Raw genomic sequence first — 12,620 nt, 5'->3', positions numbered from 1 at the left:
CCTCGCAGTTCATTCACCTGTAGGGCGGTAGTTGTAGATCGACGGAACGGCCTGCTGAACCTGCACGTCGAACTCGACGGAATCGCCGGAGAACACGAACTGGTCGGGTCGCATGACGGGAGCGAACCATACGTTGTCGATGACCCACTCATTGATCTCGCGCGCGATCGTCACCTGCTCCGATTCACTGGCGGTCGGGTACGAAGCGATCAGCGCGTCCAACTCGGGATCGCTCGAACCCAGCGGATTCCACGGTGCCTCCGGAGCGAGAACGAACTGCGTCGTGTTCCAGTCCGACCGCTGCGCCAATTGCATGAACGCGAGCGGCACATCGCCGCGCTGCATCGCGGGAACCGCCTCGCCCGGTCCCCACTGCATCCGATTCACCTTCACACCGACGTCTTCCCAGTTCTGCACGATCGCGTCGTAGATGATCGGCTCGAAGACGGGACTGATCGGTAATGTGATCTCGAGATCCTCCGCGCCGGCTTCGGCGAGCAGCCCCTTCGCGCCCTCGGGGTCGTACTCGTACGAGGACTCGAGCGACTCATCGAAGCCTTCCGTCTGCGGACCGAAGATCTGCGATGTCGGCGATCCGAGCCCTTCCCAGCCGACGTCGACGAGAGCCTCCGAATCGATCGCGAGCGCGAGCGCCTTGCGGACGCGTACGTCGGAGAGTTCGGGCTGAAGCGCACCGTCGCGATCGAAGAAGAGGATGCCGCTCCACCCAGTGCTGTATGCGTCAGGGGCGTTCAAGCCAGCAGACTTCGCCTGCAGCGCTGACGCCGCGCGGTTGAGCGCTGCGACGTCGACCTGCCCCGAAGTCAGGGCGTTGAGCCGCGCGGTCTCGTCGGTGAGGATCTTGAAATCGACTTCGTCGAACGGCAGCGGATCGCCCCAGTATTCGTCGTTTCGCATCAGCGCGATCGTGGAACCGGTGACGGAACGCGCCTCATCCAGAGTGTACGGACCCGTCCCGACAGGAACGAGTGCCATTTCGGGCGTCCCGAGCGCCGCTGGGCTTCCCATGTAGCCGCCCGCGTTCGCCAGGTTGTACGGAAGGTCCGGGTCGGGGGAGACCAGGTTGAGCATCACGGTGTCTTCGTCCACGATGTCGACGGACGCAACACTGGCCAGGTTGCTCTGCAGCGGACCGTTCGCACTCTGGAAGTGCTCGATATTCGTCTTGACCGCCTCGGCATCGAACGCCTCACCGTCGGTGAAAGTCACATCGGTACGCAGATCCAGTTCGAGCGAGAGGCCGTCGTCAGCGACTGTCCAATCAGTCGCCAGCATGGGTGACAATTCGCCATCCGGTTCGCGCTTGATGAGCGTGTCGTACACCGACTGATAGATCGGCGCGAGGTGCCCCTCATTTGCCTGCGCGGGATCCCAGCTCGTCGGTTCCTGCAGGGAGCCGATCGTGAGCAGCGGTGCGTTTCCCACATCGTCCGACGCCGCGGGTTCGACATCTCCGGCGCTGCATGCGGTGAGCGCTACTGAGGCGATGGTCGCCACTGCCCCGAGGCGAATGAGTGGTGTAAAGCGCATGTGTTCTCCTACGTCGTCATTGGGTTCGGAAACATAATCGATGCGACATCGCGTCAACGATGTAATACTAAATAGTGTTCAGTAGTTAACGCAATGCCGCGTGATGCACATCGAGGAGGATCAGTGAATCGGCCGAACATCCTGTGGATCTCGACCCATGACATCAACCCCCATATCGGCCCATACGCCGACCTTTGGCCCAATGCTGATCAATCCCCCACTCCCCACCTCGACGCGTTGGCGCAGTCGGGGATGCGGTTCGATCAGGCGTTCGCTGCGGCGCCCGTGTGCGCGCCTTCCCGCTCGGCGATCATGACCGGGTGCTATCCCACGGCCATCGGCACCATGCACATGCGCACAAAAGCGGTACCTCCTGCGTCCGTCCGGCTCGTGAGCGAGTACTTCCGCGAGGCCGGCTACTACACGTCGAACAACTGGTTCACTGACTTCCAGGTGAAGACCCCACCGACCGCGTTCGATGATTGCTCCCCCACCGCACATTGGCGCGACCGGCCGGACGGCGCGCCGTTCTTCGCGTCGTTCCACAGCCTCATCACTCATGAATCGCGCATATACGGCGACGACGCGTACGCAGCCGCCACTCGTACGCTCAGTGACGACCAGCGACACGATCCTGCAGCGGTGCCGTTGCCGCCATACCATCCGGACACTCCCACGTTCCGCCAGGCGTGGGCACGCTACTTCGATCTCGTCACCGCGATGGATGAATGGGTCGGCGGCATCTTGGGCCAGCTCGAGGAGGACGGTCTCGCCGAGGATACCCTCGTCGTCTTCTGGAGCGATCACGGAGCGAGCTTCCCGCGGGCGAAGCGATGGGCCAACGAGGCCGGGGTTCGTGTGCCGCTCATCGCGCGGTGGCCAGGACGAATCAAGCCCGGCACCTCTCGCACGGAAGTCGTCCAGATGCTCGATCTGGCGCCGACGATCCTCGAGGTCGCCGGCATCGAAGTGCCGGGACACATGCACGGGCGCCCCCTCCTCTCGTCGAGCGGCGAATCGCTGCCTGCTGCCCCCTATGCGTACGCGGCGCGCGATCGGATGGATGCCACCGACGACACGGTCCGGACCATCCGCGACGAGAGATACCGGTACATCCTCAACGTGCATCCCGACCGTCCGGGCATGCAGTACAACTACTACCCGGATCACCTGGGCACCTGGAGCGACCTGCGACGCCTGCGGCATGAAGAGGGGGACATGCTCACCCAGGGGCAGAACCCCGACATCCTCACTGCGCTGCAGCGCTCGATGATGAGCGTGCCGCGTCCGGCGGAAGAGCTCTACGACATCGTGGAAGATCCGCACGAGACGCGTAATCTGGCGGATGACCCCGAGCACGAGGCGACGAAGCAACGGCTGAGTCGAGCGCTGCAGGATTGGGGCGACGAGTACGGCGATCTGGGCGCCATCCCGGAGAGCGAGCTGATCGAGCGCTGGCGTCCCGGCGGCGTCAGCCCTCAGACGGCTGCGCCGGTTGTGAGGTTGGAGTCGGGAGCCTTCATCGCCACCGTCGACACCGAGGGTGCGTCCATCGCGTGGACGGCAGACCCTCCCGGACCGCTCGGCGACCTGTCCGGCATAGAACAGGCATCCGGCTCGCCGACTCCGGACGGTCGGCGCTGGCATCTGTACTCCGGGCCGGTGGTGGTCGCGGAGAATGACTCCGTCTGGTTCGGCGCCTGGCGCCTGGGCTACGAACCCAGCGATCACGTCCTCGTCACCCAGGAAGGAGCCCGCTGAGCATGCGCGCGATCAATCTGATGTTCGACAGCCTCAACCGCCACATGGTGGCTCCGTATGCGGACGTTGCTCCTCACCTGCCGAACTTCGCGCGCCTCGCTGCCCGCACCGTCACGTTCGAGAAGTTCTATGCCGGGTCCATGCCGTGCATGCCCGCTCGACGCGAGCTGCACACGGGTCGCCAGAACTTCCTGCATCGCAGTTGGGGGCCGCTCGAGCCCTTCGACGATTCCGTTCCTGCACTTCTGGCGGAGCACGGCATCCATACGCATCTCGCCTCCGATCACACGCACTACTGGGAGGACGGCGGCGCGACGTACCACACGCGGTATACGACGTGGGAGTTCTCACGTGGGCAGGAGGGCGACCCGTGGAAGGGCGTCGTCGGTGCCACCGACACCCGCACCTCACCCGTCGTGCGCATGCGCGCTCAGGATGCCGTGAACCGCAGGTACATGCAGAGCGAGAAGGAGCACGCCCAGACCCGCACCGTCGATGCCGGCATCGACTTCATCACGACCAACGCGGCAGCCGATGACTGGATGCTGCAGATCGAGCTGTTCGACCCGCACGAGCCGTTCTTCGCACCCGAGCGCTTCCGCGAGGGTCGGGGTATCCAGGGCGAAGCGACCAACGACTGGCCCGCCTATCGTCGTGTGCTCGAAAGCGAGGAGGAGGTGGATCGCGTGCGCGCCGAATACCTCGCTCTGCTCGACATGTGCGATCACTCCCTCGGCCGCGTACTCGACGCGATGCATGAGCACGGGCTCTGGGACGACACGATGCTGATCGTCAACACGGACCACGGGTTCCTGTTGGGAGAGCACGGCTGGTGGGCCAAGGGCATCACGCCCTGGTTCAACGAGCTCGTTCATGTGCCGATGTTCCTGTGGGACCCGCGTACAGGAGCCCGCGGCATCCGAGACGAACGCCTGGCCCAGACCGTCGACATTCCGCTCACCCTCCTCGACTTCTTCGGCGTCGAGTCGACTCCCGACATGATCGGTCAGCCGCTCACCGCCCACGCGGATGGGCATGATGGCGCGCTGTTCGGCGTCTACGGGGGGCATGTGAACGTGACGGACGGACGATATATATACATGCGGGCGGCAGACGACGTCAGCAACGCGCCGCTCGAAGAGTTCACCCTCATGCCCACCCACATGAGAGCACGCTTTTCGGCCGCCGAGCTCCGGGATTGGGAGCCGGCGGATCCGTTCACCTTCACGAAGGGGCTGCGGACGATGCGCACCGAGACATCCGCCGTATGGTTCAACTCGTGGCAGCATGGCACGTTGCTCTTCGACCTGGACTCCGATCCTCGCCAGCTGCACCCGCTCGTCGACGATGAGGTCGAGTTGCAGATGGCCGAGCTGCTCGTCAACCTCATGCGACGTGGTGATGCACCGGGCAGTCAGTACGCGCGGCTCGGACTGCCCGCAGAGGGGCCCGTCGACGTGACGCACTTGCGCGCGCGAGCGCACCGGGAACGTGCAGAGCGCAATCTCGTACCGCTGCCCCGCGAGGACGAGCTGACGGCGCTGGATCTGCTCGATCTTCCGCTCGACGATCTGCTGTACGAATCGCGGTTCCGGTCGGTTGTGGAGCGGCACGCACCCGACATCGCGCGTACCGAGATCCTCGGGCTGGCGCCAGGTGCGAGTCTCATTTCGATGGCGACCAGAGCCGGAGTACCGGCGGATGCTCTGCGAGCACTGGACGCGGATCTCGCCGCCGCACGGACGGGCACCTGATGACTGCTCCCGCTCTCCCTCGCACGATCATCACGACCGACCCGGAGATCGACGATGCGAACTCACTCGTACGTCTGCTTCTGTATGCCAACGAGATTGAGATTCAGGGATTGATCTACGCAGGATCTCAGTTCCATTGGCGCGGCGACGGCCAAGGCACGTGTTTCTTCCACCCCGACCGCGAGTACACCGAACCGCAGACGTCATGGCGCTGGGGCGAGGAAGACGTCTTCATCCACGACGTCATCGATCGGTACGCCGAGGTCCACGACAACCTGCGAGTCCACGACGCACGCTACCCGAGCGCAGATCAACTGCGCTCGGTGATCCGCATCGGCAACGTCGACTTCGAGGGCGATGACCGCACGCCGTCGGCCGGAGCGGATCTGATAGTCGAACGGATCCTCGATGACGATCCCCGGCCGGTGTTCGTGCAGTTGTGGGCGGGACCGGCGACTCTCTCGCGAGCGCTGCGGACTCTGGAAGAGCGCTTCGGGTCGTCATCCGACTGGGCGGCAGTGCGAGATCGCCTCAGCCGCCGGGTCATCGTGACGAAGTTCGCTTCACAGGACGACACCTACGAGGACTACATCGCGCCGAACTGGCCGAAGGTCGAGGTCCGCGAGGTCGCGACGCGGATGTGGGGGTATGCGGCGCGCTCCGTGGCGACCGCGGACGGCGCACGATTCCTGTCGTCGTCCTGGCATGAGGCGAAGGTCCTTCCGGCGGGCCCGCTGGGCGGGCACTATCGCGTATGGGGGGACGGCCGCACCATGCCCGGCGACCACAATGACTACTTCGGCACCCGTCGAAGCGAAGCGGAGCTCCGCGCCGAGGGGTACCACGTCTTCATTCCCCTCCAAGAGCCCGGATCGTGGGTGTCCGAAGGCGACACGACGAACTTCCTGAATTTGATCGACAACGGCCTGCGTGCTTTCGAAGCTCCCCACTGGGGAGGCTGGGGCGGCCGGCAGAAGTCCAATCCTGACCGGGCGAACGAGTTCCTCGCGAGCCTAGCGACGGACCGGGACGAGACGGGTGCCCGATCCGCCTCGTACACCGCGGCCAGATGGTTCCCGGACGCTCAGCGGGACTTCGCCGCACGCCTTCGCTGGTCGACGACTTCGGATCTCGCAGCGGCGAACCACGCTCCTGACATTCATCTGGCCACTCCCGCAGCGCTCGCCGCCCGTCCTGGTACGACCGTGACCTTGGAGGCCGTCGTCTCCGACCCCGATGGAGACGAGGTCCGTCTTCTGTGGCGCGAGGACACCGATGCGGGGGACGGCGACGCATCCGGTGCCTTCATCGACCCCGGATCGGCGGGCACGCAGTTCTCGCTCGCGGGAGTGCTCGAACCAGGCCGCGAAGTGCATCTCATCCTCGAAGCGCGCGATGTCCGCGTCGACGACGAGCCGCCGCTGGTCCGGTACGCCCGCGTCCTCATCACGATCGTCTAGGCGCGGGTTTCCGCCTCGAACCTCACTGCTCCGCACGGATGCGAGCGAACAGATCACCGACACGCTTGACGGCAGCCGCGTCGTGGGGTCCCCACTCGGGTCGAGGCGTGGCAGGTCCTGTGTACGGCTCATCGGCGTAACGCTTCTGGTACTCGGCGAGCTTCACTTCAAGCGCGGCGCGCACCTCGGCGTACACGGGGTCGGCGGCGACGTTCTGGCACTCCTCGGGGTCCACTCGCAGGTCGTAGAGCTCCCATTCCGGCTCGAAGACGGCGCCGGATGCCCCGGGCACACCGAGACCGGCGCCATAGTAGTAGATGAGTTTGTGGTCGGCGGTGCGGATGCCGTAGTGCGCCGGTGCGCTGTGGATGGGGTCGTCGTGCTCCCAGTAGCGGTAATAGGCAGCATCCGCCCAGTCCTCTACGGCCTCGCCCCGCAGGATCGGCAGGAAGCTCCGCCCCTGCGAGGTGGGGAGCGCATCATTCGCGTCGATGCCGCACGCGTCCAGGAATGTCGCGGCGAAGTCGACGTTGGTGATGATCGCCTCGCTGCGGCTGCCCGGCGCGATCTCCGCAGGCCAGCGCATCAGCATCGGCATCTGGAGCGACTGATCGAACATCAGCCGTTTGTCGAACCAGCCGTGGTCGCCGAGGAAGAAGCCCTGATCCGAGGTGTAGACGACGAGAGTGTTCTCGGCAAGGCCGCGCTCGTCCAGATGGTCGAGAAGACGCCCCACGTTGTCGTCGATGGATTGGATGCATTGCAGGTAATCCCGCATGTAGATCTGATACTTCCAGCTCATCCGCGCCGCCCTGTTCTCGTCGCCGCGCAGATGCTCTGGAATCTCGGTCTTCAGGTCGTCGACGCCCATGTCATCGGCGATCGTCATGTGCACGCCGCGGACCGCCTTGCTGCGCGACGCGTTGTCATCGAAGAACGTCTCCGGCTCGGGGATGTCGCCGTCGGCATAGAGATGCTCGTGCTTCTCGTCGGGAACCCACGGTCGGTGCGGCGCTTTGTGGTGCACCATCATGCAGAAAGGCTCGCCGTCGAGGCTGTCGATCCACTCGGTCGAGAGGTCGGTGATGATGTCCGTCGCGTAGCCGCGCATGACATCAGTGCCGCTCTCATCGATCATCGGCGGATCGATGTATTCGCCCTGCCCGGGGAAGATCTTCCAGGCGTCGAAGCCTCGCGGCAGAGATTCTCCGTGCTCACCCAGGTGCCACTTTCCGAACATCGCGGTCTTGTATCCAGCCTGCCCCAGTACCTCGACGAATGTGGGGACCCGGTAGTCCATCTCGGTCCAGATCGAGGAGACGCCGTTCACATGGCTGTACGTTCCCGTAAGGATCGACGCGCGGGAAGGACTGCAGATCGAGTTCGTGCAATACACCGCGTCGAGCCGCATCCCCTCGTCGGCGATGCGGTCCAGGTGAGGCGTCACGTTGACACGACTGCCATAGGCCGAGATGGCGTGCGCGGCATGGTCATCGGACATGATGAAGATGATGTTGGGGCGGGTCATCGTGCGGGCTCTCGTTCGTCGATCATCGTGGTGGAGTGTCGGGATGCTCGTCAGCGCTCGTGCTGCAGCGAAGGGGCGAGCATGAGGTGTGCGCGTGCGTCCGCGCCGTCTTCTCCTCGGGCCGCGGCCACGATGAATCGTGCAGCCGACCTCCCGCCTTCTTCAAGCGGAAGGCGCGAGTAGACGAGCCCCGGCCAGAGTCCGGGTGAGAGCGAGCCTGCGGCGAGCGCGACGACCTGGGTGCCCGGTGCGTGCATCGACGCGGTCCGGTATGCGGCCTCCGCATCGGTGCCCCACGCGCACAGGACGGCGCTTCGAGCCGGCACACCGGCCCAGCTCGCAAGAATCTCGCCGAGCTGCCGGACGAGGGTGTGATGGTGCGATCTGTCCGCGTCACCGGCGTCGAATCGTGCGATCGTCTCGAGGGTGACATCCGTCGTGAGCGTGTGCACCTCGAGCGCAGAAGCTCCCGCTGCTTCCTCGATCGCCCGCGCACGCGCCACCTCGGCGTACGAATCGATACCGGGTCGGATGTAGACGAGTCTCTCGACACCTGTCAGAAAGGCGAGACTCTGGCGCACACCCTCGCCGTAGTCGAAATCGACGGTCGGGTAGCTCTCCTGCTCAGCTCCGGAGCCGCAATCGACGGCGACGAATGCGATACGGAACTCCGCGATCGCGTCACGCAGCGCACTCGGCACTCCCTGGTCGTCGTGACCGATGAAGATGAGCCCGTCCAGCGTGCCGGCGCGCACATCGTCGACTCCGCGGAGCGCGTCCGCTTCCTCGAGCAGCGAGATCCGGAAGCCCTCGGTCCTCAGGCCACGCGCCAGCCCGTCCACGATCGAGGCGTAGCGCGCGAGCGTCAACGCCTTGCCGAGGATCACACCGATCGTCCGGCTCGCGCGCGCCTGCAGCGACCGCGCCACTCCGTTCGGGACATACCCGAGCTCACGGGCCGCCTGACGCACGCGTTGCTTGGTCGCCTCCGCGAGGCGAACGGTGCTGGCGTCGTTGAGCGCGTACGAGACGGCCGATGCCGACACCCCGGCTCGCGCGGCGACGTCTTTCAGCGTGGGTCGACCCATGGTGCTGAGATTAGGTTGTTCAATCGATTGAGTCAAGTAATCGACGGATCGATTCAGATCAGTGGCATCGAGGCCGCGGACTCGGGATAGGCTGGCGGGCGACCACCGAACTGGACTGCGAGGAGTGTCATGACATCCGATGCGGGGTGCGGCCCCGGCTGCACATGCGGGGCACCGGGACGCGAGCAGTTCGTCGCGCTCGGGATGCCGTCACGCGAGACTCTGCGCGCATCGAGCACGGGGTCGCATGACCTGGAGCAGGCTGTGATCCCCGCCGGCACGTTCACGATGGGGGATTCCTCCGGAGACCTCAACCCGGCGGACGGGGAGGTGCCGCGGCACCCTGTGACGCTCCCGGGATTCTCGATCGACACGACCGCCGTCACCAACGATGCATTCGCCCGTTTCGTCGATGCCACCGGTTACACCACCGAGGCGGAGGCATTCGGCTACTCCGCGGTGTTCCATCTCGCGCTGACGGCGCCCGAGGAGGACATCGTCGGCGTGCCGTCCGGCACACCGTGGTGGCTCGGGGTACGTGGGGCGGACTGGCGCCATCCGGGCGGGCGCGACTCGTCGATCGATGGGCGGGGAGACCACCCCGTGGTGCACGTCAGTTGGAATGACGCGAACGCATACGCCGAATGGGCTGGGAGGCGCCTGCCCTCCGAGGCCGAATGGGAGTACGCGGCCCGCGGCGGCATCGAGGGCGCGAAGTACCCGTGGGGGGATGCCGAAGTGGATGCCGGAGGCTGGCGCGCGAACATCTGGCAGGGCGACTTCCCACGGGTGAACACGGCGGAGGACGGGTTCCTGACGACGGCCCCTGTGCGGACCTTCGAGCCGAACGGATACGGCCTGTGGCAGTCGGTGGGCAACGTGTGGGAGTGGTGCCAGGACTGGTTCGATCCGAACTACTACGGCCGCTCGCTCGCAGCCGCTCCAACGGGGCCAGATCGAGGCCAGGCCCGGGTGCTGCGCGGCGGCAGCTATCTGTGCCACATCTCGTACTGCAACAGGTACCGCAATTCGGCGCGTTCGCAGAACACTCCGGACTCGTCGATGGGCAACAGCGGGTTCCGGACGGTCGCACTGTGAGCACGCCCGGAGGCAACGGGCGCCGCTTCCCGCCGGTCGTGTACAAGCACGGCGGTGAGCCGGATGCCCGTTTCACCCTGGCGAACGAGCGGACCTTCCTCGCGTGGATCCGAACCTCGCTCGCGCTCATCGCGGGCGGTGTCGCCCTCGAGGTACTGGGTCTCGACCTGCAACCCGAGCTGCGTCTGGCAGCGTCCCTTGTGCTCGCCATAGCCGGCATCCTCGTCCCCTCGCTCGCCTGGGTCGAGTGGGCGCGCACCGAGAGAGCCCTACGGCGCGCACAGCCCCTGCCGGGTTCGCTGCTCGGCGCGATACTCGGAATCGCGGTCACGGTCGCCGGCGTCCTCGTCGTCCTCGCGATCCTGCTGCGCTGACGAGACCACGATGACGTCGCTGTTCGACCCCGGCCTGCAGCCTGAGCGCACCGAGCTCGGGTGGCGCCGTACTTGCCTCGCCCTCAGTGTCGGCTCGCTGGTCGCGATGCGGATCCTGCCAGAGGCGTTCGGGAGCGGATGGTGGACTCTCGGCGGCGTTGCCGGCATCATCGCGTCCGCCGGCCTGTGGGCCGCCGCGCGCCGGCGCTACCGGAGCACTACCCGCGCACTCGAGCGGGACGGTGACAGAGCTCCGATGCCCGACTCGCGCCTCCCCTTCGCACTCACCGTGTTCACGGTCGTGATCGGCGGGACGAGTATCGCCATCGTCATCTGCATGGCGGCATCCTGAGACGCTTCGGACTGGGATCTCAGCGACTTCGGGCCTGACTGCTGAACAGGTGTTTCTTGGCGGAGACGAGGGGATTTGAACCCCTGGACCCCTTGCGAGGTCTCCACCTTAGCAGTGCCTTGAGAGTCGCACTGGCCGCGTAATCCTGCGCCTTCGTGCACCGGATGCACGCCAGTTCTCGGCGTGTTCGGCGGTGCGACTCCCCTGCTGCTCCCCTGGCCCGACCGGCGCGTATGCCCGATCATGGCCACCCTTCCGATGACTACGGCGCGCGCTCCTTCGAGGGAGCACCGTTCGGCCCGGAGCGAGGCGAAGCCCGCGGAGGGTTGAACGGTGCTCCGCACGCGGAGCGAAGCGACGCGCCTTGGTACATCGCGAATAATGTTGCCGCATCGGATTGGCGGCGGGTTCGGTTCCGGCGTCGGCAGCGGTCGAGCGGCTGGCTGATCGGATCAGCACGCGAGCAAGCGGGGTTGCCTAGGGACGCTCGAAACGATGACTCGGGCGAGTGGGTACGCCCTCTGCGTCCGGCTCGGTGCCGATGGCGTGCCGCGGCGGCCGTCACAGTTCACGCTGACAGCTCGGGGGAGCATCCCGCGCACTACTCGGGGTTGGAGCGCTGTGCATCCGTGTGGGCTTGCCCTGTGTGCGCAGGGGTGATTCGGGCCACGCGGGCGGACGAGATCGAGCGCGCGGCTCAGCATGCGCAGGAAGGCAACCTCGGGCTGGCGTTCACGACGATTACGCTGCGACATAAGTCCGACGACACCCTGGCGGCATCGATTGATTTGCTCTTGCAGGCGTGGCGCTCGGTCGTGTCGTGGCGCGCCTGGCGGAGGCTGGCGGACCGGCTCGGGTATCTCGGTGCGATCAGGGCAACGGAAGTCACGTACGGCGGCAACGGCTGGCACCCGCATTCGCACTTTCTGATGGTTTTCGAGCGCCCGCTATCGGCTGCAGAGCTTGCCTCGTTCGAGGCTGAGACGTTCGCTTTGTGGGCGAAAGCAGTGGAGAAGCGTGGCGGTCGGCTGCCGTCGCGTGAGCATGGCGTGAAGGTACAACGGGTCGATGGCGACGGTGCCGTGCTGGCGAACTACCTCAGCAAGGTGCAGGAGAAGGCGAGCGAACGTCGAACATCGATTGGGGCGGAGATTGCGCGCGGCGATCTGAAGCGCGGGCGTGGGGAGAGCCTCGCACCGTTTGAACTGCTCGACGCTGCGGGACCGGGGACGGAGCAAGCTCGTATGCTCTGGGTCGAATTCGTGACTTCTACGCAGGGGCGTCGAGCGTTTTCGTGGACGAAGGGGCTGCGGGATCTGTTACTGCCTGGCGAGGAGGAGAAGACGGATGACGAAGTGATCGAGGAAGCCGAGGCGTTCGAACCGGTTGCCGTGATCGAAGCGAGCACGTATGACCGCGCGTTCCGGAACGACGCCGACCGGCTGGCCGAAGCGCTCGAAATAGCGGAGTCTGGCGACCTCGACCGACTGGCTTGGTATGTGCGGGTCGCCCCCGACCCATCACGGCCGAACGATGACGTCAGGTTCCGATGAGCATGTCCGAACGACCTTTGAGGCTCCTGGGGCGACCGCAGGAATGGTTTCAAGGTTGGAAGAACAGTTGCACGGGTGAATGACCGAAAAAACTGCTAGGT

The 12,620-nt window shown here is 65.5% G+C and carries 10 protein-coding genes; 7 read left to right on the top strand and 3 right to left on the bottom strand.

From position 1 onward, the window contains the following. Nucleotides 1–9: 9 nt before the first annotated feature. A complete protein-coding gene (locus tag ACYVG2_RS08220) occupies nucleotides 10–1,518 on the bottom strand; it encodes an ABC transporter substrate-binding protein (RefSeq protein WP_460780515.1) in 1,509 nt (502 codons plus the stop codon). A gap of 156 nt (nucleotides 1,519–1,674) precedes the next feature. Here ACYVG2_RS08220 and ACYVG2_RS08215 point away from each other — a divergent pair, with 156 nt between their 5' ends. Genes ACYVG2_RS08215 through ACYVG2_RS08205 form a run of 3 tightly spaced genes read left to right on the top strand, consistent with a single transcriptional unit; the run spans nucleotide 1,675 to nucleotide 6,526 of the window. After that, nucleotides 1,675–3,312 carry a sulfatase family protein gene (locus ACYVG2_RS08215; RefSeq protein WP_460780514.1) on the top strand — a complete coding sequence of 546 codons (1,638 nt, stop codon included), beginning with the start codon at nucleotides 1,675–1,677 and terminating at the stop codon, nucleotides 3,310–3,312. Nucleotides 3,313–3,314: 2 nt separating this feature from the next. Beyond that, the gene (locus tag ACYVG2_RS08210; RefSeq protein WP_460780513.1) at nucleotides 3,315–5,066 is read left to right on the top strand and encodes a sulfatase; all 1,752 of its coding nucleotides are present in this window, start codon (nucleotides 3,315–3,317) and stop codon (nucleotides 5,064–5,066) included. After that, nucleotides 5,066–6,526, top strand: coding sequence for a DUF1593 domain-containing protein (locus ACYVG2_RS08205; protein ID WP_460780512.1), 1,461 nt, complete (start codon nucleotides 5,066–5,068; stop codon nucleotides 6,524–6,526). Before ACYVG2_RS08210 ends, ACYVG2_RS08205 begins: the two co-directional genes overlap by 1 nt. A 22-nt stretch (nucleotides 6,527–6,548) precedes the next feature. Here the strand turns inward: ACYVG2_RS08205 and ACYVG2_RS08200 are convergent, their stop codons facing one another. Together ACYVG2_RS08200 and ACYVG2_RS08195 are read right to left on the bottom strand one after the other, a co-directional pair. Next, a complete protein-coding gene (locus tag ACYVG2_RS08200; RefSeq protein WP_460780511.1) occupies nucleotides 6,549–8,054 on the bottom strand; it encodes a sulfatase family protein in 1,506 nt (501 codons plus the stop codon). Between the two features lie 50 nt (nucleotides 8,055–8,104). Next, the gene (locus ACYVG2_RS08195; RefSeq protein ID WP_460780510.1) at nucleotides 8,105–9,142 is read right to left on the bottom strand and encodes a LacI family DNA-binding transcriptional regulator; all 1,038 of its coding nucleotides are present in this window, start codon (nucleotides 9,140–9,142) and stop codon (nucleotides 8,105–8,107) included. Between the two features lie 129 nt (nucleotides 9,143–9,271). Here ACYVG2_RS08195 and ACYVG2_RS08190 point away from each other — a divergent pair, with 129 nt between their 5' ends. The 4 genes from ACYVG2_RS08190 to ACYVG2_RS08175 all read left to right on the top strand — a co-directional run bounded on the left by ACYVG2_RS08190 (nucleotide 9,272) and on the right by ACYVG2_RS08175 (nucleotide 12,519). After that, nucleotides 9,272–10,240, top strand: a complete 969-nt coding sequence (locus tag ACYVG2_RS08190; RefSeq protein WP_460780509.1) for a formylglycine-generating enzyme family protein — start codon at nucleotides 9,272–9,274, stop codon at nucleotides 10,238–10,240. Continuing rightward, nucleotides 10,237–10,614, top strand: a complete 378-nt coding sequence (locus ACYVG2_RS08185; protein WP_460780508.1) for a YidH family protein — start codon at nucleotides 10,237–10,239, stop codon at nucleotides 10,612–10,614. Before ACYVG2_RS08190 ends, ACYVG2_RS08185 begins: the two co-directional genes overlap by 4 nt. A gap of 10 nt (nucleotides 10,615–10,624) precedes the next feature. Beyond that, nucleotides 10,625–10,966 (top strand): DUF202 domain-containing protein, encoded by a 342-nt coding sequence (locus ACYVG2_RS08180; RefSeq protein WP_460780507.1) that lies wholly within the window; start codon nucleotides 10,625–10,627, stop codon nucleotides 10,964–10,966. Nucleotides 10,967–11,130: 164 nt separating this feature from the next. Then, nucleotides 11,131–12,519 (top strand): protein rep, encoded by a 1,389-nt coding sequence (locus ACYVG2_RS08175; RefSeq protein WP_460780769.1) that lies wholly within the window; start codon nucleotides 11,131–11,133, stop codon nucleotides 12,517–12,519. Nucleotides 12,520–12,620 lie beyond the last annotated feature (101 nt).

Source organism: Microbacterium shaanxiense (assembly GCF_054779995.1).
This window is presented reverse-complemented; position numbering and strand designations above follow the sequence as displayed.